Below are 22,641 nucleotides of genomic sequence, written 5' to 3'. Positions count from 1 at the left end.
GGCTAGGGCAGTGCATGCCATGTTAGGGATAACGCGTATATAATGCGGAAGCTGCCATTTCCTTGCCTTATCATGATGATAACGGCTCAGGCAGTATGGATGTTGGTGTTGGATATAGGGAATAGCGTGGCATGGCGGTAACGGGTCTGGCAGCGGTACTGCTTGTTATTGCGCTGCTTTTGGTGGTGGTGAGCACCGTGCAGCCCATTGCGCGCAAGCTGGAACTGTCTGAAACGGTTCTGCTGGCTATTGTGGGTATTATCATCGGGTCTTTGGCAGATGTGGCTCTGCGCAGTTCTCACACCTCGGCCTTCAATGGCATTGCAGAGGCGCTGCTTGATTTCCCGCTGAACAGTGAAGAATTTCTGCTCATCTTTCTGCCCGCGCTGGTGTTTCAGGGCGCGTTGGCCATTGATGTACGGCGCCTTGCGCATGAAACAGGTACTGTTTTGCTTCTGGCTGTGGTGGCGGTTGTTATTGCCACGGCCACTATTGGCTTTGCGTTGTATCCCTTTGCCCAGATGCCGCTGGTGGTGTGCCTGCTGCTTGGATCTATTGTGGCCACAACTGATCCTTCCGCCGTGGCCGGGATTTTCCGAGATATCGGGGCCGCAACACGCCTAACACGGCTGGTGGAGGGCGAGGCGCTGCTGAATGATGCGGCGGCTATTTCCATCTTTTCCATTCTGCTGCCCTCCGTCACGCTGCATAAAGCCATCCATCTGGGTGATGCGTTGATCTCCTTCGTGGTCTCCTTTGTGGGGGCGCTTATTGTTGGGGTGGTTGTCGGGCGTCTCACATTGGTCATGATGTCCGCCATTGCTAGTTCGGCAGCGGAAATTACGCTAACAGTGGCGCTGCCTTACGTGGTGTACATCCTCTCAGACGAAATTCTGGGGGTTTCCGGCGTGGTGGCTACGGCGGCCGCAGGGCTTACGCTATCTGTGTACGGGCCATCCACCATTCGGCCGCAAACGTGGCTATTTCTCAACCAGCTTTGGCAGCAATTGGTCTTTTGGGCGGGGTCCTTGGTGTTTGTGCTGGCCTCCATGCTGGTGCCGCGCCTGCTGGTGGGCATGACCCGGTGGGACTGGGTGCTTATCCTTATTGCCAGCGTGGCGGGGTTGGCTGCACGTGCTGCTGTGGTGTTTGGCATGTTGCCGCTATTGGCATGGACACGTCTTTCCCCACCCGTGCCCACACCATTCAAGGTGACAATGGTGTGGGGTGGCTTGCGTGGGGCCATTACATTGGCGCTGGCGCTGGCCGTTACGGAAAACGAACACGTTTCCACGCCGGTTGCGCATTTTATCGGTATTATCGCCACTGGGTTTGTGTTGATTACGCTGCTTGTTAACGGCACCACGCTGCGTTCCCTCGTGCTGTTTCTCAAGCTGGATCGTCTGTCCCCCATTGATGAAGCCATGCGCCATCAGGTGCTGAGCATCGGGCTGGGCAATGTATGCAATCGCGCCAAGGAACTGGGGGATGAACTTGGTTTCAGCGCAGATGCCACGCGCTCGGTTGTTGATCACCTAGAACGCCGGGCAGAGGAAGAGCAGGCAGCTAATGAGTTTGACCGCGCACTGTCTGATATCCAGCGCGTTAATCTGGCGCTGATTACCATTGCCAGTCAGGAACGCTCCATGCTGCTGGATCTGTTCCGTATGCAGGGGCTTTCTCGCCGGGTGATGGAAACATTGCTACGTTCTTCCGAAGCAGCAATTGATGGTGCACGGCTGGAAGGGCGTTTGGGTTATGTGCGCGCGCTGCGTAAACGGCTAAGCCCATCCTTGCGTTTCAAGGCGGCGCAATGGGTGCATAATCATTTGCGTCTGGATCGGCCGCTGATGCTGTGCATGGCGGAACGGTTTGAAATGCTGATGGTGGCGCATTTCATTTCCATCTCTCTCACACGTTTCATGCACGAGCGGCTAGAGCCCACATTGGGCAGCCGTATTGGGGAAATTGTGGCCGAGGTGCTCTCTCGCCAGCGCAAGTTGCTGGATGAGGCGCTGGAAACCTTGCGCTTGCATTATCATGGCTATGCCGAGGCGCTGGAAAACCGGATTTTCCGCCAGATTGCCCTGCGCCTGGAAAGCGAAGAATACACAACCCTGCTTTCAGAATCCCTCATCAGTGATGAACTGAGCCGTGAACTGCTGAAAGAGCTGGAACGTCGCAGGCATCGTCTGATCAAGCGGATGAGTTTTGATCTGCGCAGTGGCATAGAAGACCGGCTGAAGCATGCAGCCATCTTTAAGGGGTTGCCGGGGGCAGAACTGCATGATCTGGCCACGACCACATCCTTGCGTTTTGTGGCCCCGCAGGAGGTAATCTGCCGGAAAGGGCGCAAGATGGGCGCCATCTATTTTATTAGCGCCGGTTTGGCAGAAAGCCACGTTGCAGGGGCCGATGTGCTGTATGGCGCAGGGGATCTGATAGGCGCGCAGGAGGCTTTGCATGGCTGGCGTTGCCCCGGCACCATCCGCGCCGTGCAGTTTGGGCATTTCATGGTGATTACGGCCAGCCGCTTCCAGCGCTTGATTGAAGATTACCCCGTGGTGCTGGAAAACATTCAGAACATCCTGCGCAAGCGTGAAGCAGGCGAGCGGCCTATTGCTCTTTTGCCCGGCGCAAACCGTAAGGTGGAGGATGATGCTGGTAAGGATGCGCTTATGCTGTTGGCCCCCAAAAGCCAGGTACCGCCTCCATCCGAACCAAAAGAATGAACAGCCTTATTATGCGGGCATAAAAAACGGCGCGGAGCCAACAGGCCCGCGCCGTTTATATATACGCCGTAAATTTTACAGGCGGGTAATGGGTGGCGGCACAGAATTGCTCTGGCGCAGGGCAAGGCCAATTTGCAGCCAGCTTATGCCGCTTACAATCAGTTCTGCACCCACAAACGTACCAATCAACCACAGGCCAGACCACGGCAAGGTAAAGTACAGGCAAAGTCCAACAAGCAGGCTGATAAGCCCGCTACCCAGAATAATCACCCAGCCCGGCATACCGCGTGCTTGCAGGGCCAGAACGCAGCGCAGCACGCCTACAACCACAAAGCAGGCAGATACAAAAATGGTAATGGCAACAGAGCCCGTGGCAGGTTCTTCTATAAGAAGGTAACCGCCAGCGGCGTAGAGAAGCCCGCATAGCAGGGAAAAAATAAAGCCGCCCCAATCGCGCACAGCAAAGGCATGCACTATCTGCATAATGCCAGCAGCAATTAGCAGTGCGCCAATGAATATGGTGCTGGCAAGGGTTACGGAAACCGCATCAATACAGGCAATAAAGCCCAATATAATAAGGGCGAGACCCAACGCCACAAATAGCCCCCATTTTTTAGCAAATGGCATGCTGAGTAATCCTTTCTTTTCAATTTTATGTGTCGATTGCACGACTATGCACTGCAGAATGGAAGAAAGCGCAACGGAAAAAGTTGACACTGCGCCCGGGGTTTCGTAATTCCTGCCTCCATTGCCGGGAATGTGGACAAATCGGCCAGAAGGGGAACATTCCCCGCTGGTAATACGGTTTGCGCCCGCTCCGATCCGTGGTGGACGGGGACTACCGGTGTAACGACGGACATCTGCCCGATGTTCCGCCTGTTAAGAGAGAAGAGCGCACTATGAGCAAGCGCCTTGAGAGCAAGTATAAAATTAACCGTCGCCTTGGTGTAAACCTGTGGGGTCGCGCCAAATCTCCGGTTAACCGTCGCGAATATGGTCCGGGCCAGCATGGCCAGCGCCGTAAGGGCAAGCCGTCTGACTTCTCCGTTCAGCTGATGGCTAAGCAGAAGCTGAAGGGTTACTACGGTAACATTACAGAAAAGCAGTTCCGCCGCTATTATCAGGAAGCCGTGCGCCGCAAGGGTGATACGTCTGAAAACCTGATCAACCTGCTGGAACGCCGTCTGGATGCCGTTGTGTACCGGATGAAGTTTGCAATCACGCCGTTTGCATCCCGTCAGTTCATCAGCCATGGCCACATTCTGGTTAACGGCAAAAAGATGAACATTCCTTCCTACCTCGTGAAGGATGGTGACGTTATCGAAGTGCGTGAAAAATCCAAGCAGCTGGCTATCGTTCTGGATGCCGCGCAGTCTGCCGAACGCGATGTGCCGGAATACATGGAAGTGGATCATCGCCAGATGAAGGGCACGTACCTGCGTGGCCCGCAGCTTTCCGATGTGCCGTATCCGGTGCAGATGGAACCGAATCTGGTGGTCGAATACTACTCCCGTTAATCGGCGTTTAGGTTCGTTTTATGCCGCGCCGGGTGGAGGGATTTCTCTCCATCCGGCGTTTGCCGTTTTTACTCATGTTTGTTTCGGAACAGAGCCCTTATGTCTGATACCGCATCCGCCCCTCTTAGCAGTGACATTACCCGCCGCCGGACCTTTGCTATTATCTCGCATCCGGATGCTGGTAAAACCACGCTGACAGAACGGATATTGCGGGCAGGTGGGGCTATTCAGATGGCGGGCAACGTGCGCGCCAAGGGCGAACGCCGCCGCACACGGTCTGACTGGATGGGCATTGAGCGTGACCGTGGGATTTCCGTTGTCAGTTCGGTCATGACGTTCGATTACGGCGGCTGCGTCTTCAACCTGCTGGATACACCCGGACATGAAGACTTCTCCGAAGATACCTACCGTACCTTAACAGCCGTAGATTCCGCCGTAATGGTAATTGACGCTGCTAAGGGGATTGAAGATCGCACACGCAAGCTGTTCGAGATTTGCCGCCTGCGCGATATTCCGATTGTTACCTTCATCAACAAGATGGACCGTGAGGCGCAGGACCCATTTGCCCTGCTGGATGAAATTGCATCATCCCTTGCGCTAGATACATCTCCCGCCACATGGCCGGTGGGGCGCGCGGCCACGTTTGTTGGTACTTACGATATTCTTACCAAAAAACTGCATACAACGGTTGATCTGCCAGAAGATGATGCCCGCCTTGTGCAGATGCGTGAGGAACTGGAGCTGGTAGAAGCCGCGCTGCCGGAGTTTGATAAAGAATCCTTCGATGCCGGGCACCTTACCCCCGTGTTCTTCGGGAGTGCGATCAAGGAAATTGGGGTGACCGATCTGCTGGATGCACTGGTGGCTTTTGGCCCCCCCCCGCGCGATCAGGCTGCAGAAACCCGTGTGGTAAAGGCCACGGAGCCGAACATGACGGCGCTGGTGTTTAAAATTCAGGCGAATATGGACCCCAACCATCGTGACCGTATTGCCTTTGCCCGTATCTGTTCTGGCAAGCTAAGCCGTGGCATGCGCCTTAAACACACGCGCACAGGCAAAAGCTTTGCAGTGCATACGCCACAGTTCTTTTTTGCGCAGGATAGACATCTGGCAGAAGAAGCCTTTGCTGGGGATGTGGTGGGTATTCCCAACCACGGCACCTTGCGCATTGGCGATACGCTAACAGAGGGTGAAGATATCCAGTTTACCGGTGTGCCGCATTTTGCCCCGGAAATTCTGCGCCGCGTGCGGCTGGATGACGCCATGAAGGCCAAAAAGCTCAAACAGGCGCTGGTGCAGTTGGCGGAAGAAGGGGTGGTGCAGTTGTTCCGCCCGCAAGATGGCGCACAGCCGATTGTTGGCGTTGTGGGTACTTTGCAGCTTGATGTGCTGCAATCTCGCCTGAAAGCAGAATACGGCGTAGCCATTGGTTTTGATTCCACGCCGTATTCTTTGGCCCGCTGGATTACCGGCCCGCGTGAAAAAATTGAGGCCTTTGCCGCTGCACATCGCTCCGCCATGGCGGATGATCTGGATGATGATCCGGTGTTTCTGGCCACGTCAGCATTTATGATGCGCCGTACGGAAGAACAGAACCCGGATATCAACTTCCATGATATCAAGCAGATTGGTGTGGAAATTAAATAAGCAATTTAACGCTGGCGCATCATACGGTGCGCAGTGTTTTGCTTTTTTGCTCATGTTGCAGAAGGTACTGGCTGGTTGGCAGAATAGCGTTTTGCTCCAGCCATGTTGCTACGTTTTTGGCAGGCACGCAGGCCAGCATGTCGTATTCTTTATTGGCATGTTGCCTCCAACTTTCTTCTACTTTTTTAAAAGTTAGCTGGGTTTCCAACACAAGCCCAATATCCAACACGCGGGTATGAGGGTGCCGTACTGCCATAAGTGGCTGTTCAACCTGTAGGTTTTTGGCATCCAGCCCCAATTCTTCTGTGGCTTCTGCTAAAATCTGCTCGGCCAGATTGATACTTTCGGCATCTGTGCGTTTTTCAATGCTACCAGCAGGCGGACTTTGCCAAAAATTTCCCTGATAGATAGATGATGGGTTGCGGCGGCCTAACACATATCCATCTGGCGTACGCACCAACCCGACCACAGCCAATGGTTGCAGCCGCAAAAATGGAAAAAGCGCAGGGTTCTTCATTTGCGCGAATACGCGACGATACTCTGTCCAGTAACCTTTAATAACGGTACGCGTTACGCAGGAGGCCGAAAAGACGCAGCCATTAAATAAGGCAGGCGTTGTTGCACAGGCTTGCTGCCAGAGATGCGTAATTTCCTGCTCGATATCTGCCGGAACAGCCGGAGGTGATGGTTCTACATCAATGCGGAATGAAGCAGAAAGGGGGAGGGCAGGCCATGGGCCACCAAAAGAACGGGTCATACCTTACCCTAATGTGAGATGCGGTTAAAAGAAAAGGGAGCCACAAGGGCTCCCTTTCCATCGCAATCGGTTTTTTGAACAGCCGTAATGCTGAGTATCAGGCAACTGCCTGTTTCAGAGCTGCTGTCAGATCCTTTGTGGTGGCATTGCCGCCCAGATCTTTCGTGCGCACTGTACCGTTGGTGATAACCTTTTTGATGCCGGCATCAATACGGTCAGCCAGATCATCACGGTTTACGTGGCGCAGCATCATAACAGCAGCCAGAAGCAGAGCCAGTGGGTTGGCAATGCCTTTGCCTGCGATATCTGGTGCAGAACCATGCACGGCTTCAAACACAGCGGCTTTTTCACCAATGTTTGCGCCCGGTGCCATACCCAGACCACCAACCAGACCGGCCGTAAGGTCAGAAAGGATGTCACCAAACAGGTTGGAGGTTACAATCACATCAAACTGCCACGGGTTGATGACAAGCTGCATAGCGCAGGCATCTACAATCCGTTCATTGAATTCGATGCGGCCTTTATATTCTTCTGCAACCTTGCGGCCTTCTTCAAGGAACAGGCCTGTCAGCAGTTTGAGGATATTGGCCTTGTGAACAATGGTAACCGTTTTGCGGTTATTCTTGACTGCATATTCAAAGGCAAACTTTACAATCCGGCGGCATTCTGCGCGGGAGTTAAAGCCAGAGCTTAGCGCAATGCCCTTGGGGTCATCCCCCACCGGAATGTAATGTTCCATTGCTGCGTAATAACCTTCAAGGTTTTCACGGAACAGAACAAGGTCGATATCATCAAACCGACCACCGGGAATGATGGTTTTGGTTGGGCGCAGGTTGGCAAACAGGCCAAATTCCTGACGCAGGGTTACGTTGATGGATTTAAACCCACCACCAACTGGAGTTGTCAGCGGGCCTTTCAGGGCCAGGCCAGTGCGCCGGATGCTTTCAATTGTCTGCTTGGGCAGCGGGTCATTTACCGCGTCCACACCCGCCATGCCGGCCAGTTGGCGATCCCATACAAATGGGGCCCCAACGGTATCCAGAATTTCGGTAACTGATTCAACAATTTCAGGGCCGATGCCATCACCTGCAATAAGAGTGGCTGGAATGGTCTTGCTGTCTGTCGTCATTCTGAGAAGCTCCCTTCAACTTCGTAGCCTGTTTTGCGCCCGTTTTACGGTGCATGCGATTCTCAATTTCGTGACCAGAGAGGAAAGACTCCGTCTCTCACGGCCTCTTGAGAGGTGCGCATGCTGTTTTCAGCCATTTCTGTGCATCAGATGGCAGGTGAGGGCCTACCTGATCCAAGATTTGAGCATGGTACGCGTCCAGCACGGCGGTATCTTCCGGGCCTAACAGGGCGAGGTCAATCAGCCGTCTGTCAAAAGGAGCCAATGTAAGGGTTTCAAATGCCAGAAAAGCTCGATCGGAATGCGGCATGTCATTCGGGCGGATCATTACCAGTGTTTCCAGACGGATGCCGTAGGCGCCGGGTTTGTAAAAGCCCGGTTCGTTGGAAATCACCATGCCTTCTTCCAGCGTAATGGGAGAAGGCATTTTAGAAATACGCGCAGGCCCTTCATGCACGGAAAGAAAGCTGCCGACACCGTGGCCGGTGCCGTGATCATAATCCAACCCAGCCTGCCACAGGTCAAACCGAGCCAGTGCATCTAGCGCGTGGCCTTTGGTGCCAACAGGAAACCGCGCACGGCCCAAACGCAAATTACCTTTGAGCACGCGGGTAAATACGTCTTTCAAGCTGGCTGGTGGCGTATCGGGGCCGGTCCAGACAGTGCGGGTAACATCGGTTGTGCCTTCGGGGTACTGGCCGCCGCTATCAATCAGATAAACTTCGTTATCCTGTAGTTTTCGGTCACTTTCCGGCGTAACGCGGTAATGGATAATGGCTCCATTGGGGCCAGAACCGGAAATGGCGGGAAAGGATTCCTCCCGGTAATCCTTCCCTTCGGCACGAAAGGCATCAAGCTGCGTGGCGGCTTCAAGCTCTGTGCAGTTGCGGCCCTTTGTATCCAGCCAATGCAGGAAACGGCAAAGTGCTACACCATCACGCAGATGGGCTGTGCGCATGCCCATCTGTTCCACTTTGTTTTTGCGGGCCTTGGGCAGCAGGCACGGGTCTGGTGTTTCCTGCACTGTTGCGCCGTGGTGGGTGAGCGTTTGGCCAAACCAGACGGCATTGCTGGCGGGATCTACACCAACGGTTTTGCCTTTCAGGGTTGCCAGAACCTGCGCCATCTCTTGCGGTGCATGCACGCGCACGGAAGAGCCGAGCCATTCCTTAACGTTTGCCGGGATTTTTTCTGGCTTTATAAACAGATCGACCGAGTTGTTTGCATGCACCAGCGCAAATGCCAAAGCTACGGGTGTGCAGGGAATATCGGAGCCACGAATATTCAGTAGCCACGCAATAGAGGCGGAATCGCTCAGAACCGCAGCATCCTGACCATTCTGGGTAAGAATTGCAGAAATTTCCTGCCGTTTTTCGGCAGAACTGCGGCCAGCAAAGGCCAGCGGGTGCATACAGGCTGGAGCAGAGGGAAAAGCCGGGCGGTCTGCCCAGATATCATCCACCAGATTGCGGGATGTTGGCACCAGTATCACGCCGCTTTGGGCTACAAACGGGCGTAGCTCCGCTGCACTCATCACACGCGGATCATACCCTACACGGGTTTCTGGTTTGGCTTGCTCCTTCAGCCACATGGCCGGAGGTGTCTGGCTGATATGCAGGCATTGCCAGCACGTGCCGTCCACCTGTTGATCCATCTGCGTAATGTAACGACCATCAGAAAACACAGCGGCTGTATGGGGCAGCACAATGGCTATGCCTGCGCTGCCCGTAAAACCAGTTAACCATGCCAGACGTTCTGCACAGGCTGGTGTGTATTCCCCCAAAAACTCATCGCTATGGGGCACAATCAGGCCATCCAAACCCTCGTTTTGCAAAAGGGTGCGCAGCGCAGCCAACCGGGCGGAAGATGCAGACGTCATGAAAACTGTGTCCTGAAATAACGTAGGGAAAGAAAAGGCTGATCAGGCTGTTTTTCGAACAGGAAGAACCGGGCGGCGTAGAATAAGGGTGGCCCATTCTCCTTCTGTCAGTTCCTGCTCAAGAACCAGCCCCTGCCGCCGATGCGCGGCCAACACCATACGTACCTGTGTGCGCAACAACCCTGCCAGAATAACCGTGCCGCCGGGGGCCAGATACCGTGCCAGATCTTTGGCCATCAGGCACAAGGGGCGGGCCAGAATATTGGCAAAAACCAGATCAAACGGTGCGGCCTTCCAGATAGCAGGCGTTTGCCACCCATTGCCCAAGCGGCATGTAAGCACGCGCCCAAGCTGGTTACGCTTGGCATTTTGTGCCGCTACGCGCACAGACCACGGCTCAATATCCACTGCCAGCACCTTTTGGTGCAGCAATGCCGCAGCAGCCATGGCCAGAATACCGGTGCCGCAGCCCAGATCCAAAATCCGGCGAGGGCGACGGTAAGCCACACGCTCCAGCGCGCGCAGGCACCCGCGGGTGGAGCCATGCTCGCCTGATCCAAAAGCTACGCCCGCATCCAGCGTGAGCACAATTCGGGTGGCATTTTTAGAATCGGGCAAATGCGTGCCGCGCACCACAAAACGGCGGCCCACTTCCTGTTCGGGAAAAGCCTCATACGTGCGGGCCAACCAGCCTTCTGCTTCCGTGCTGGCGCGTTCCAGTGGGGCGGCAACACCACTTGTCAGTTCGGCCAGCACAAGGCCGGCGGTTAGTTCATCTTCCCGGTGTCCGGTATCTTTCACGCCTTCTACCCGCCACAGGGTACCTTCCGGGTTGGCTTCAAAAATACCAACCGTGGCGCATACGCTGCCAATGGCGTTTTCGTAAGCTTCCACCGCCGCTTCCGGCACAGTGACAGAAATGGTTTCAAGGCTGGTGGCATGACGGCGGGTAGGAGGGGCCATTAGATTTTCTCGATAAAGGATGAAAGAAGACGTTTGGTGCCGACAGATTCAAAAGACACTTCAACATGGTGCCGATCTGCCGAAATAACGATGCCTTCCCCAAAGCGGGGGTGGCGCACATGGTCACCCAGTTGCAGGGCCGGTGCGGCTTCCAGCATGGGGTCTTTTCTGCGGCGGGCAATAATGGGGCCGTTATCAAACACGGATTCGGAAAGGTTAAGGCCCTGCCGCTGGAACGCACCGCCTTCATCATGGCGGACGATGTGTTCATCCGGCAGTTCGTCTAAAAAGCGGCTGGGCATGGAGGGCTGCCAGTTGGCGTAAATACGCCGGCGGCCTGCGTGAAAGATAATGGCTTCCTGCCGTGCGCGTGTAATGCCCACGTAAGCTAGCCTACGTTCTTCCTCCAGCCCTTTCAGGCCGCCTTCATCCAACGTGCGTTGAGAGGGAAAAACGCCTTCCTCCCACCCGGGCAGAAAGACTGTATCGAATTCAAGCCCTTTGGCACCATGCAGAGTCATGATGGACAGGTAATCGTCCTGCCCGTTTTCATCATGATCCATCACAAGGGCAACATGTTCTAAAAACTCGCCCAGCGTTCCAAAATCAGCCAGTGCACGTGTCAGCTCTTTCAGGTTTTCCAGCCGCCCCGGCGCATCGGGGGAGCGGTCCTGCCGCCACATGTCCAGATACCCGCTTTCTTCCAGCAGGTGTTCAACAGCCACCACATGGCCTTCACGCGCTAAAATATCGCGCGTGCTGGCAAAGGCTTCCATCAACTGGCGCAAATGAGCGGCGGATTTTCCTTTAAGCGCGTTATCTTCCAGCAGCTTTTCCGTGCCGCCGGTAAGGGGCAGGCTGTTGGCGCGGGCAGCAGCATGCAGCTTTTGCAACCCGGCAGGGCCAACGCCGCGTTTGGGTACATTGATAATGCGCTCAAACGCCAGATCATCCGCCGGTTGGCTAAGCACGCGCATATAGGCCAGTGCATCACGTATTTCTGCACGTTCATAAAAACGCAGGCCACCTACAATGCGATAGGGAAGGCCTGTTTGCATAAGCCGTTCTTCAAACGCGCGGGTTTGAAAGCCCGCACGCACCAGAATGGCTATTTCTTTTAGAGCGTGGCCTTGTGCGCGTAGTTTTTCTGCCTGTTCGCATACCATGCGGGCTTCTGTATCCGAATCCCACACACCAAGAACGCTAACTTTTTTACCTTCTGCATCTTCTCTGCCAGGGCGAAGTGTCTTGCCTAACCGTTCGCTATTATGGGCGATAAGCCCTGCGGCAGCGCCCAGAATATGTCGGGTCGAGCGATAATTGCGTTCCAGCCGCACAACCTTGGCGGAGGGAAAATCTTTTTCAAACCGCAGAATGTTTTCAACTTCTGCACCACGCCATGAGTAGATGGATTGGTCATCATCCCCCACGCAGCAGATATTGGCCGGGCCTTCTGCGTGTTTGGCTAACAGACGCAGCCAGAGATATTGAATGGTGTTGGTATCCTGATACTCATCCACCAGAATGTAACGGAACAGGCGATGATACTGTGCCAGCACATCAGGCCGTGTGCGCAAAATTTCGGTCACATGCAGCATCAGATCACCAAAATCGCAGGCGTTCAGTTGCTTCAGGCGGGCCTGATACGCGGTGTAAATGGCGCGGGCGTGGCCGTTGGCAAAGTCCGAATCCTCGGTGGGGGTAATGCGCTCTGGTGTAAGCCCGCGGTCTTTCCAGCGCTGGATAACCCCTAAAAGGCCAGGAGCAGGCCAGCGTTTGATATCAATCTGCCACGGGGCCATAACCTGTTTGAGCAGGCGTATCTGGTCATCCGTATCCAGAATGGTAAAGCTTTGTGTGAGCCCCACATATTCGGCATGGCGGCGGAGCATACGCGCACATAGAGCATGAAATGTGCCTAGCCATAGCCCTTCTGCCGGACTGCCCAAAAGCAGGCCAATACGCTCACGCATTTCTCGCGCAGCTTTATTGGTAAAGGTTACTGTCAGGATCTGCCATGGCTTGGCGCGGCCTGTAAGCAGGATATGCGCAAAGCGGGTGGTTAAAACCCGTGTTTTGCCTGTGCCAGCACCAGCCAGCACCAGCAAAGGGCCATCCGTTGTTTCAATAGCAGCGCGCTGTTCGGGGTTAAGACGAGCCAGATAACTGTCACCCGAGGCAGACGGAGATGAAAAAAGCGGGGCGGAGGGGTGTTCGGACGTATTCACCATGCCTTTATATAAGCATGTGCGCTTCAGGCCAAACGGAGCAATGGAATGGGGAGACAGTCGGCTGAGCAGAAAAGGCAAAAAAAGCCCAGCAGCTTTGCAGTAAAGGCTGACACAACCCACGGTTGTTTAAATGCGCCACAAGGTGCCATGCCTGTTTTTGAAAGCACCGGCCCTACAGGGCATCGCAAACGTATGCGCCAACGCGTGTTGGCCCAGGGCGCAGCTTCCTTGGCTGATTACGAATTGCTGGAAATGCTGTTGTATGTCGGGATTCCACGTAAAGATACAAAGCCCTTGGCAAAAAGCCTTATCAATACATTTGGTTCTTTGCAGGCTGTGCTGGAAGCAGGAGAAGAAAATCTGCGCCAGATCAGTGGTGTTACACGGGCAAGTGCCGCAGTATTGCAAGATGTAGCCTGCGTGGCAGACCGGTTGCCAGAAAGTGGTGAGGAATCACGCCAGTTTTTGGGAAACTGGGACAGTATTTTAGAATATGCAGATGTTTATCTGGCAAACGCGCCCAGAGGGCAGGTGCGTGCCTTGTTTCTGGATAGCCGCAACCAGTTAATTGCCGATGAAACTGTGCCAGCGTTTTTGCATGAAGGTAGCAGCCATGAGGCTATGGCCTGTATTCGGCAGGCTGTGGCGCTGGTTTTGCAACGTGCATTGGCTTTGCATGCCTGTGCGTTGGTAACTGTGGATTTGGTGGCAGAAGATCAAACGCTGGATCAGAGCCTTGCGCAAAATGCGCCTTTCGTAAGGGAATTGCAGCGTAGCGCACCGTTGTTGGCGGTGGAGGTGCATGATCATATTGCCATTGGGTGCGGTGAATGGCGTAGCTTTAACCACCACGCAGGGCCGAAATTTTGACGCGCCCACCTACAAAACCCGAAAAAAAAGCGACAAGCCAATTTGCTGATGCCACGCATTTTCGGCTGAATGTTTCAACTGCGGAAGCTATTGCGTTTCCAGCCGAAATTTATGGCGGCACAGTGCCGGAAGCTCCTGGGGCGGAAGAAACGGATATTTCTCTGCTATGCAGGCTTATAGTACAGGCACAGCCGCGCAATGCTAAAGCACAGGAACAGGCGCAGAATTTATTACATGAATATGGAAACCTATCCGCAGTAATGGCAGCTATAAGCTGGCAGGAGCCAAGTAAAAGCATAAAGGCATTGCCAGAAGCTGCACGTGTTTTGCTGATGTTGGCGCGTGAAACTGGGTTGCGTATCCAACGCGCAAGATTACGCCGTTCCGGCATACTGGCTAATAGCACACAACTTTATGCGTATTTACGGGCTGTTATGGGGCCTGAAAAGCGCGAACAGGTGCGCGTATTGTTTCTAAATGAAAAGCACCAGCTTCTGGTTGATGATGTTATGGGGCAGGGCACGGTGGACCATACGCCTGTTTACCCGCGGGAAATTGTATCACGCGCTTTGCAGCTCAAAGCCACCATGCTGGTGTTGGTGCATAATCACCCAAGCGGAGACCCAACACCTTCAGCCGATGATGTGGTGATGACAACGCAAATTTGTGGTGCGGCAAAAATTATGAATATCCACGTATGGGATCATATTATTGTTGCCGGAGAAAAGCTGTTGAGCATGCGTGAAGCAGGGCTTTTGTAAATATCCTGCTTCACGCAATGTCTTAACTGGCGGCTGCGTCTTCTTTTGGTTCCGGGGCAGCGGTTTTGGTGGCCAGTGGCCCCAAAGCATCCTGAATACCCAAATTGCCGGGGAGTGCGCCGTAGGGGAACAAAATATTCACATGTCCCATTTTACGGCCAACGCGGGCTTCTTTCTTGCCGTATAAGTGCGGAATAAAGCCTTGAGTAGCCATAATCTGTGGCAACAGGGCCATATCTTCCGGCCCGACTAGATTTTTCATGATGGCATCAGAATGGCGCGCAGCATGGGGCAAAGGCAGCCCCGCAACCGCACGGATGTGCATGTCAAACTGATCCTGCGGGCAGGCGTTCATGGTCCAGTGGCCCGAATTATGGGGGCGGGGGGCCATTTCGTTCACCAACAGGTTGCCGGTGCGATCAACAAACATCTCAACGCCCAGAATGCCCACCAATTCCAGTTTTTCTGCAATCGTGGTGGCCAGTTTTACGGCCTGCGCGGCAATGTTTGGATCAATAGGGGCCGGAGCCAGCGTAAGGTCTAGAATACCATTCCAGTGCCGGTTGAGCGCTGGATCAAAACACCGCACCGTACCATCTGCACTGCGCACCACCATAACGCTAATTTCGCAGGCAAAATCTACCATACCTTCTGCAACCAGAGGATGTGGTGCCAAGGCGTTAAAAGCGTCTTCCAGATCATGGATATGGTGCACGCGGCGCTGGCCTTTGCCATCATATCCATTGCGGGTGGTTTTGAGAATCAGCGGTAAGCGAACTTTTTCTGCGGCTTCATGTAGGGTTTTTACATCTGTGACCGCATGCCACGGCGCTAATGGGATGCCCGCAGAAGCAAAAAAAGTTTTTTCAGCCAGTCTATCTTGGCTGATGCGCAAAATATGGCCCGAAGGATGCACAGGGCAGTGTGTGGCCAAAAGGTCCAACGCATCTGCGCTGATGTTTTCAAACTCAAAAGTTACAACATCAACCGCGCTGGCAAATGCATCCAGTGCTGCCGGATCATCATACTTGCCGCATGTTACAGCGTGAGAAACCTGAGCCGCCGGGCCATTGGCCTCGGTTGTCAGAATATGTGTGCGAAACCCAAGGCGTGCAGCTGCAATGGCAGACATACGGCCAAGCTGGCCACCACCCACAATGCCGATTACGGCATTGGGCTTAAGCGGAGAATGTGAGGAGGTCATTTATCTTCGGTAATGGGGGAGTTGGGGACAGAGGCTGTCTGCAATGCGCGCCATGTTTCAAGCCGCGCAGCAAGGGCCGGATTGTGCAGCGCCAGAATGGAGGCTGCCAGCAAGGCTGCATTTTTTGCCCCGGATGCACCAATAGCCAAAGTGCCTACGGGCACGCCACCGGGCATCTGCACAATAGAAAGCAGGCTATCCATGCCTTTAAGTGCGCGGGATTCTACCGGAACACCTAAAACGGGCAGGCGTGTCCATGCCGCGCACATACCCGGCAGATGCGCAGCCCCGCCAGCACCAGCAATAATAACGTTTAGCCCGCGTTCGGCTGCCGTGCGTGCATAATCCGCCAGCCGATCTGGTGTGCGATGGGCTGAAACAATCAGGGTTTCGTGCGGGATTTCCAGCTCGGTCAGCAATCCATCAGCATGGCGCATGGTTTCCCAATCTGACTGGCTGCCCATGATAATCCCCACAACTGGGGCAGAGGCTGCTTTGTCATCTAAAGCATCGGAAGCGGAGGGCAGGGGGGCGGTTTCGCTCACGGTAGGTATCTATCCGGGTTTTCTAAAGTCTGTAACGGGGTGGTTTAGGCGATATCATCAGGGATCAGAAGGCTTTCAACCTTGGTGATCTGATCTTTTAACAGGAGTTTACGCTTTTTAAGCCGCTGGAGATACAGTTGATCAATAAAGGTGGTTTCATGCCCCATTCGGCTGATAACTGTATCCAGATCTCTGTGTTCACTACGCAGTTCATGCAGTTGGGCAAGCAGTAAATCGCGATCTCGCAGCATGATGTCCTGTCTCCTTCACCACTGATGCGGAATCGTGCGCCGGGTCTGGCGGCCCGCAGAGTGAATAGCATGCCCGAAGCAGTGTTTACCATGTAAGAGCCGGACGCCAGCCAGGATTACAAAAAAACTTCTATGCTCAGCCCCCATACCAGCAGGGCGTGATATATGAAATTAACATGAACTTTCTTATCCTCGGTACGTTAGCGTTTGTGGGTCATCAATCGAGTGGAGGCACCCAAATGACACGCCTTTCAAGGATCGAGAGTCTTAAATCGCGCCATTTCCGTATTGATCAGAAAATTATGAGCGAAGGCGGACGCCCCAGACCGGACGAGCGCGTGCTGATGTGCTTAAAATTACAAAAGCTACGAATAAAGGAAGAAATAGAGCGCCTTTCGGTTTAACGCCGTATTTGGCAGCTTAAATGCTTCTGAGGCAGAAAGAATGATCTTCTGCCTCAGGGCATCATTCCATTAGTTTTCGGAAGAGCTAAAGCTTTCCATATCTGTTACGGGTGCAGGAATTTCCTGCCCATCACGTTCCAGACGCATATTGGCTTCGTGCACGGCAGCGTTCAGATCTGTCTGGCTGCACAGCCCCACGGTTACCGGATCACGCGGTTTGATGTTGGGGGTGTTCCAATGCTGCTTGTTGCGCACTTTGGCAATGGTATCTTTGGTGGTGCCAAGCAGCTTAACAACCTGCTGATCGCTCAGTTGCGGATAGTTGCGCAGCAGGAATGCAATGCCATCCGGACGATCATGACGTTTAGCAACAGGCGTATAACGCGCCCCCTTGGAGCGACGGCGCACAGGGTTGTTAGAAGGCAGAATTTTCAGCCGTGCGTTGGGGTCTTTTTCACAACGCTGGATTTCTTCCTGCTTGAGCTGGTGATTCGCAACCGGATCATACCCGACAATACCATGTGCCACTTCGCCATCAGCAATGGCCTGCACTTCCAGCGGGTGCATACCGCAAAAAGCGGCAATCTGTTCAAAACTGAGAGCAGTTTTTTCAATCAGCCACACAGCAGTTGCTTTGGGCATTAACGGTAGGGTCGTCATGTTTTTGTATTCCTGTCGTCGGGCGGCGCTTGCGCAGGCACCGGGAACTTGACGGCCCGGAACGTGTTCCGCAGGCCTGCGTGCCTGCCGGCGCGCATCTGTGCCACGATATGGGGGGAGTGGCTGCTTCAGGTCAAGCCGCAATACACATAACGGCCCAATATTCTACACATTAAATAAGGGGGAAACCGCAGTTTCCCCCTTGCTGGGCCTATATGGAATGTATTGGTAAAACTTCAGCAATCAGGCGGCTGTGGCAATAGATTGCTGAGGTTGCTGCGACACCTGATTTTTCTGCTCGGTTGTAACGGCACGTTCTTCTGGCGTGGTGCTGACAGTTTTAACAGGAATACGGCGCGGCTTAAGCGCTTCAGGAATAATCTGCTGCACCGTAATGCGCAAAAGCCCGTTATTCATTTCTGCGCCTGTTACTTCAACATGGTCTGCCAGTGCAAAGCGGCGTTCAAACGCACGGCGGGCAATGCCACGGTGCAGGATTTCTCCTTCATCCTGCGGAGCATTAACACGGCCAGATACAACAAGCGTGTTATCCTGCACCACCAGTTCTATATCTTCCGGCCCAAAACCGGCTATGGCCATGGTAAGCGTGTAGCTATCACTTCCCGTTTTGGCGATATCGTAGGGCGGAAAACTGGAGTTGCCCGGTGAGCGGGCCGCAGAATCCATAACCTGTGCAAGGCGGTCAAAGCCAATTGCCGTGCGAAATAGCGGTGTAAAATCGTAACTCATGTAAGAACCTCCTCGTTCAGCAAGGTTCTGCCGGTTTTGCCAAGACCCCCGAAGGCAATCGTGCCCGGCAGCGTTTTTTGGCGGAAACCCCATATGCGGGCATTTCCTTACCCCTGAACGTGGAAAGCCCCGCGCTCTTTTTCAAGAGGCGGGGCTTTTCTGCATACGCAAAGAACTGAAAAATCAGCCTTTTTTGCGGGTGCCAATACCAGCAAAACGCTTGTTGAACTTGGCAACCTGGCCCCCGGTATCCAGCATACGCTGCACGCCTGTCCAAGCTGGGTGAGACTTGGGGTCAACGTCCAGACGGAGCGTGTCGCCAGCCTTGCCATAGCAGGAGTTCGTCTTGAATTCCGTGCCGTCAGTCATGACAACATTGATTTCGTGATAATCGGGGTGAATGCCGGGTTTCATGAAACTGGTTCTTTCGTTACAGCAGAAAGGGCCCGATACCGACCGGGCCAAGATTGCCGTGCATATAAACGAAATGCGTATGCTGGATCAACCGTTCATTTGCCTTGTTGGGCATGATAATGAAGTGAAGCATATAAGGGGCAAATAACAGCGTTTGTGCAGCATTTGTGCTACAGAATACCTCAAATATTAAGAAAAATGTGTCAATCTTGATACAGGGGCTTGAGGAAAAAGCAGTAAAACGGCTACCTCTGGGCGGATTTTTCAGTATTAAACAGGAATTTTTGTATGGCTGACCTTAAATCTCACGTCCATGCCCCAGGCTGGGTGGGCGAGTTCCGGGCATTCATCATGCGCGGCAACGTTGTTGATCTGGCTGTTGGTGTTATTATTGGTGCTGCGTTTACATCCATTGTGAACAGCCTGGTAAAAGACATCTTCAACCCATTGATTGGTCTGCTTATCGGCGGGATTGATTTTTCCAACCTGTTCATCACGCTTAAGGGCCCGCATCTGGCAACTCTGGCAGAAGCCCAGAAAGCAGGTGCCGTTACACTGAACATTGGCCTGTTCCTGAACGCCGTTATCCAGTTCCTGATTGTGGCCATGGCTATTTTCTGGATGGTTAAGGCCCTGACACGCCTGCATGTGCGTGAAGATGAAGAACCCAAGGCACCGCCGCCGCCATCCAAAACCGAAGTTCTGCTTGAGCAGATTCGTGATGAACTGGCAGCCAACAATAAAGATCAGGCACCGCATCAGGGCTAATACGCCTTATGCCAGCCACCATTGGCTTAAAATGGTGGCTGTGTGATCTGTTCCCGGAAAGTGGGATATGGGATATGCTTCTTATATGAAGCGCTCCCGATCCGGCTTTCCGGTTTTTTTTCGTTCAGCAATAGGTGTTCTGGCTATTTTAGGGCTGGCAGGGTGCCAAAGCTCACGCGGGCTGAAGGTGCAGGAAACACCGCGTACATTGCTGTACAGTTACGTTATAGCCAATGGCATGGCGCGCGGGCGGATAATGACAGAAGATCTGCCACCTACCCAAGTCTTCAATATTATTACAACAGACAGAAACGCGCTTCTGGCTATTCTGGCGTTTCGGGATAAACCAACCCGGCGCAGGCTGCGGAAGGCGGGCCAGAAGGTGGAAGATTTTATTGGTGCGGTGGAACAACCCACGCAGCCTCTTTCTCCGGCGTTGTCTGGCGCCATTCTTTTACCACCACCGCCAACATCCGGTTTCATGCGCTAGGCATAAAAAAACGGAGCAGGGTGCATAACCTGCTCCGTTTTTTGTTGGCTTATTGTTGCAAGGAAAAGCGTATCAGCTTTTCTGCTGCGCTGGGGCTGGGCCAGCTTTGGCGCCACGTTTTAGTCTGCCTTCTCCCATAAACAGCAGCAGCGGCGCTGCAATGAAGATGGAGGAGGAGGTACCCACCACAATGCCGAACAACATGGTCCATGCAAAACCGGAAAGCGTAGCGCCGCCCCATAGTGCCAGCGGAAGAGCCGCCAAAAACACGGTGGAGGATGTGCCCAAAGTACGGTTCAGCGTTTCGTTAATGGAAAGGTTGATCAACTCCATCAGAGGCATGGTGCGATATTTGCGCAGGTTTTCACGCACGCGGTCATACACCACCACCTTATCATTGGTGGAATAGCCCAGAATGGTCAGAATGGCGGCCACCATCACAAGGTCGAATTCAAAACCCGTGATAACCAGAAAGCCCATGGTTTTGGTCAGGTCCAGAACCAGCGTGATCACGGCGCTAAGGGCAAATTCCCACTCAAAGCGGAACCAGATGTAAACCAGAATCATGGCTAAGCTGAGCCCAAGGGCCAGCATACCATTGCGGAACAGCTCGGCCGAAACAGAAGCGCCAACCGCATCGGCCCGCAAAATGGTGGTGCCGGGCTGTGCATCTGTAACTGCGCGGCGCACAGTGTCCACCACGGCATCTGTATTCTGGTCATCTCCGGCATCCAGGCGGATCAACACATCATCGGGCGCGCCAAATGCCTGTAGCGATGCGTGGGAGATATGCTGTGCCGCCAGCGCCGTACGCAGCTTGGCAAAATCTGCTGGGCCGCTGGTTTTGGCTTCCACCACAATGCCGCCTCTAAAATCCAGCCCCAGCGTAAGGCCGGGGTGGAAGAACAGAATAATAGAGGCAATGGAAAGCACGGCCGAGACAATAAGCCCCATGTACCGGCCACGCATGAAGTTGATATGCGTGTCTTTGCGCACAAAACGCAGAAGAGGACGTCCGAACATAATGGCCTCGCTTCAGACAGGCAGGCTGGCAGGGCGCGTACGCGCATACCAGCGGGCCATAAGCATGCGGGAAAGCAGCAGGGTGGTGAACAGCGTGGTGGCAATACCAATGGTAATGGTTAGCGCAAAGCCACGCACCGGCCCGGTGCCAAATACAAACAGCATGACATGGGCCAAAAAGGCCGTGGCATTACTATCTACAATGGTGGAGGTGGCGCGTTCAAACCCGGTTTGCATGGCGGCCAAAGGGGTGCGGCCACGGGCTACTTCTTCGCGTATGCGTTCGTTAATCAGAATATTGGCGTCCACCGCCATACCCAAGGTTAGCAACATACCCGCCATACCCGGCAGTGTAAGTGTGGCTTCGAACAGAGAGAGAATGGCAACCATCAGCACAAGGTTGGCCAGCAGGGCGATATCTGCGTACCAGCCAAAGCGGCCATAAAACAGCACCATAAAAACCACAACCAGCAGGAAGCCAACGCCAAGGCTGAGAATACCGGCCCGAATGGAATCGGCCCCAAGAGATGGCCCGATGCTGCGCTGTTCCACCACACTTAAAGGCGCGGGCAGCGCGCCAGCACGGAGCATAAGTGCCAGATCCGTGGCTTTCTGGGCATCAAACCCGCCCGTAATCTGCCCGTTACCGCCCGTAATGGGGGTGCGGATAACGGGGGCTTCAATCACCTTGTTATCCAGAACAATGGCAAAGCGTTTGCCAACATTGGTTTGCGTAACAGATGAGAAAGCGCGCGTGCCGACTGAATCGAACGAGAAGCTGACAGCCCATTCGCCTGTTTGCTGGTCAATCACAGCGCCTGCGTTTGTCAGGTCTGTGCCATCCACATCCACATGGTCAAAAACAGGCAGGGGGCCGCCTTCCGCCGGGTTAGCCATAGGCACAAGGCTGACACCCGGGGGCGCATAGGTGGCGTGCAGTGGGTTGGAATCTACCAGCCGGAAGGTCATTTTGGCTGTGGTGCCAAGCAGCGCTTTAATCCGTTCTGGATCACTGATGCCGGGCAGCTCTACCACAATCCGATCATCGCCCTGACGGGTGATTTCGGGGTCAACCGCGCCCGTGCCATCAATACGCCGGCGCACAATCTCGATAGACTGTGTAACAGCCTCCCGCGCGCGGGCCTTAATGGCATCTGCAGAAAGCACCAGAGCAATTGTGCCGTCATCCTGCTTTTTAACGCTGAATTCATTGGGCACAACGCGGGGCAGCTTGTCCAGCGTAGCAACATCCCTATCTGCTTCAGCCGCATCACGCGGTTGGAAGGAGACGGTGTTTTTGTCGGCATTCACGTTGATGTTCTGATAACCGAGCTGAGATTTCAGCAGGGCATCACGCGTGTTTTCTGCCAGGGTCTGGAGCCTGTCGTGCGTGAGGCTTTTAAGGTCAACCTGCATCAGCAGGTAAGACCCACCCCGCAAATCTAACCCCAGATGGATTTGACGCCATGGTATGGAAGGGAAAGGCTTGCGCATACCGTTGGGTAGGCACAGCAGCAGGCCCAACAGGCACACGCCCAGCACCGAGGCCAGTTTGAGGCGGCTGTAATACATTCTCACCTGATCGCTTGCAGTTTTCTTGCCGGGAACATGCCGCCCCGGCAGGCGGGATGCAACCGTTGTGCTGC

22 protein-coding genes are annotated in these 22,641 nt (G+C 54.1%); 8 read left to right on the top strand and 14 right to left on the bottom strand.

Translation table 11 applies throughout. The annotated features are described in order from the left end of the window. Positions 1 to 131 precede the first annotated feature (131 nt). Complete coding sequence (locus ACP7IZ_RS01290; protein ID WP_426847541.1) at positions 132 to 2,732, top strand: cation:proton antiporter; 2,601 nt, start codon at positions 132 to 134, stop codon at positions 2,730 to 2,732. 75 nt (positions 2,733 to 2,807) lie between these two features. On the opposite strand, the gene ACP7IZ_RS01285 is transcribed toward ACP7IZ_RS01290, so the two are convergent. Continuing rightward, positions 2,808 to 3,359, bottom strand: coding sequence for an HdeD family acid-resistance protein (locus ACP7IZ_RS01285; protein ID WP_193561067.1), 552 nt, complete (start codon positions 3,357 to 3,359; stop codon positions 2,808 to 2,810). Positions 3,360 to 3,631: 272 nt separating this feature from the next. Here ACP7IZ_RS01285 and rpsD point away from each other — a divergent pair, with 272 nt between their 5' ends. Both rpsD and ACP7IZ_RS01275 read left to right on the top strand, forming a co-directional pair. Next, complete coding sequence (gene rpsD, locus ACP7IZ_RS01280) at positions 3,632 to 4,249, top strand: 30S ribosomal protein S4 (protein ID WP_035351514.1); 618 nt, start codon at positions 3,632 to 3,634, stop codon at positions 4,247 to 4,249. 99 nt (positions 4,250 to 4,348) lie between these two features. Then, positions 4,349 to 5,896: a peptide chain release factor 3 gene (locus tag ACP7IZ_RS01275; RefSeq protein WP_035351513.1), complete on the top strand. Its 1,548-nt coding sequence runs from the start codon at positions 4,349 to 4,351 to the stop codon at positions 5,894 to 5,896. A gap of 19 nt (positions 5,897 to 5,915) precedes the next feature. Here the strand turns inward: ACP7IZ_RS01275 and ACP7IZ_RS01270 are convergent, their stop codons facing one another. The 5 genes from ACP7IZ_RS01270 to ACP7IZ_RS01250 form a co-directional block, all read right to left on the bottom strand. Then, the gene (locus ACP7IZ_RS01270) at positions 5,916 to 6,653 is read right to left on the bottom strand and encodes an NUDIX hydrolase (RefSeq protein ID WP_426847539.1); all 738 of its coding nucleotides are present in this window, start codon (positions 6,651 to 6,653) and stop codon (positions 5,916 to 5,918) included. Positions 6,654 to 6,750: 97 nt separating this feature from the next. After that, positions 6,751 to 7,782: an isocitrate/isopropylmalate dehydrogenase family protein gene (locus ACP7IZ_RS01265; protein WP_426847538.1), complete on the bottom strand. Its 1,032-nt coding sequence runs from the start codon at positions 7,780 to 7,782 to the stop codon at positions 6,751 to 6,753. A 97-nt stretch (positions 7,783 to 7,879) separates the two neighbouring features. Next, positions 7,880 to 9,661, bottom strand: coding sequence for an aminopeptidase P family protein (locus ACP7IZ_RS01260; protein ID WP_426847536.1), 1,782 nt, complete (start codon positions 9,659 to 9,661; stop codon positions 7,880 to 7,882). A 42-nt stretch (positions 9,662 to 9,703) separates the two neighbouring features. After that, complete coding sequence (locus ACP7IZ_RS01255; protein WP_426847535.1) at positions 9,704 to 10,624, bottom strand: 50S ribosomal protein L11 methyltransferase; 921 nt, start codon at positions 10,622 to 10,624, stop codon at positions 9,704 to 9,706. Then, a complete protein-coding gene (locus tag ACP7IZ_RS01250; protein WP_426847650.1) occupies positions 10,624 to 12,855 on the bottom strand; it encodes an ATP-dependent helicase in 2,232 nt (743 codons plus the stop codon). Before ACP7IZ_RS01250 ends, ACP7IZ_RS01255 begins: the two co-directional genes overlap by 1 nt. Before the next feature lie 45 nt (positions 12,856 to 12,900). Between ACP7IZ_RS01250 and ACP7IZ_RS01245 the strand changes: the two genes are divergently transcribed. Continuing rightward, positions 12,901 to 13,725: a JAB domain-containing protein gene (locus tag ACP7IZ_RS01245; RefSeq protein ID WP_426847534.1), complete on the top strand. Its 825-nt coding sequence runs from the start codon at positions 12,901 to 12,903 to the stop codon at positions 13,723 to 13,725. Beyond that, positions 13,722 to 14,486: a JAB domain-containing protein gene (locus ACP7IZ_RS01240; protein ID WP_426847533.1), complete on the top strand. Its 765-nt coding sequence runs from the start codon at positions 13,722 to 13,724 to the stop codon at positions 14,484 to 14,486. Before ACP7IZ_RS01245 ends, ACP7IZ_RS01240 begins: the two co-directional genes overlap by 4 nt. Positions 14,487 to 14,508: 22 nt before the next feature. Here ACP7IZ_RS01240 and ACP7IZ_RS01235 read toward each other — a convergent pair whose 3' ends face one another. The 3 genes from ACP7IZ_RS01235 to ACP7IZ_RS01225 are packed head-to-tail and all read right to left on the bottom strand — an operon-like array spanning position 14,509 to position 16,486. After that, on the bottom strand, positions 14,509 to 15,690 hold the full coding sequence (locus ACP7IZ_RS01235) for a 5-(carboxyamino)imidazole ribonucleotide synthase (protein ID WP_426847532.1): 1,182 nt from the start codon (positions 15,688 to 15,690) through the stop codon (positions 14,509 to 14,511). Further along, positions 15,687 to 16,235, bottom strand: coding sequence for a 5-(carboxyamino)imidazole ribonucleotide mutase (gene purE, locus ACP7IZ_RS01230; RefSeq protein WP_006115130.1), 549 nt, complete (start codon positions 16,233 to 16,235; stop codon positions 15,687 to 15,689). Before purE ends, ACP7IZ_RS01235 begins: the two co-directional genes overlap by 4 nt. Before the next feature lie 44 nt (positions 16,236 to 16,279). Continuing rightward, complete coding sequence (locus ACP7IZ_RS01225) at positions 16,280 to 16,486, bottom strand: YdcH family protein (RefSeq protein ID WP_006115131.1); 207 nt, start codon at positions 16,484 to 16,486, stop codon at positions 16,280 to 16,282. A 239-nt stretch (positions 16,487 to 16,725) separates the two neighbouring features. On the opposite strand from ACP7IZ_RS01225, the gene ACP7IZ_RS01220 reads away from it, so the two are divergent. Beyond that, entirely contained in the window at positions 16,726 to 16,890 is a 165-nt protein-coding gene (locus ACP7IZ_RS01220; RefSeq protein ID WP_080585990.1) for a YdcH family protein, read from the top strand. Between the two features lie 69 nt (positions 16,891 to 16,959). Here the strand turns inward: ACP7IZ_RS01220 and ACP7IZ_RS01215 are convergent, their stop codons facing one another. The 3 genes from ACP7IZ_RS01215 to rpmE form a co-directional block, all read right to left on the bottom strand. Next, the gene (locus ACP7IZ_RS01215; RefSeq protein WP_035351508.1) at positions 16,960 to 17,550 is read right to left on the bottom strand and encodes a DUF1013 domain-containing protein; all 591 of its coding nucleotides are present in this window, start codon (positions 17,548 to 17,550) and stop codon (positions 16,960 to 16,962) included. Positions 17,551 to 17,793: 243 nt separating this feature from the next. Further along, positions 17,794 to 18,300, bottom strand: a complete 507-nt coding sequence (locus tag ACP7IZ_RS01210) for an Hsp20 family protein (RefSeq protein WP_035351759.1) — start codon at positions 18,298 to 18,300, stop codon at positions 17,794 to 17,796. A gap of 183 nt (positions 18,301 to 18,483) precedes the next feature. Continuing rightward, on the bottom strand, positions 18,484 to 18,714 hold the full coding sequence (gene rpmE, locus ACP7IZ_RS01205; protein WP_006115134.1) for a 50S ribosomal protein L31: 231 nt from the start codon (positions 18,712 to 18,714) through the stop codon (positions 18,484 to 18,486). A 288-nt stretch (positions 18,715 to 19,002) separates the two neighbouring features. Between rpmE and mscL the strand changes: the two genes are divergently transcribed. Beyond that, positions 19,003 to 19,482 (top strand): large conductance mechanosensitive channel protein MscL, encoded by a 480-nt coding sequence (mscL, locus tag ACP7IZ_RS01200; RefSeq protein ID WP_019090146.1) that lies wholly within the window; start codon positions 19,003 to 19,005, stop codon positions 19,480 to 19,482. A gap of 85 nt (positions 19,483 to 19,567) precedes the next feature. Further along, positions 19,568 to 19,972 (top strand): hypothetical protein, encoded by a 405-nt coding sequence (locus ACP7IZ_RS01195; RefSeq protein WP_426847531.1) that lies wholly within the window; start codon positions 19,568 to 19,570, stop codon positions 19,970 to 19,972. Positions 19,973 to 20,044: 72 nt separating this feature from the next. On the opposite strand, the gene secF is transcribed toward ACP7IZ_RS01195, so the two are convergent. Both secF and secD read right to left on the bottom strand, forming a co-directional pair. After that, a complete protein-coding gene (gene secF, locus ACP7IZ_RS01190; protein WP_063353915.1) occupies positions 20,045 to 20,995 on the bottom strand; it encodes a protein translocase subunit SecF in 951 nt (316 codons plus the stop codon). Between the two features lie 12 nt (positions 20,996 to 21,007). Further along, a complete protein-coding gene (secD, locus tag ACP7IZ_RS01185) occupies positions 21,008 to 22,573 on the bottom strand; it encodes a protein translocase subunit SecD (RefSeq protein WP_193562048.1) in 1,566 nt (521 codons plus the stop codon). Positions 22,574 to 22,641 lie beyond the last annotated feature (68 nt).

It is taken from the genome of Acetobacter sp. AAB5 (genome assembly GCF_050106715.1).
GTDB lineage: Bacteria > Pseudomonadota > Alphaproteobacteria > Acetobacterales > Acetobacteraceae > Acetobacter > Acetobacter oryzifermentans.
The sequence above is the reverse complement of the archived record's forward strand: the minus strand, read 5'-3'. Positions and strand labels throughout refer to the sequence as shown.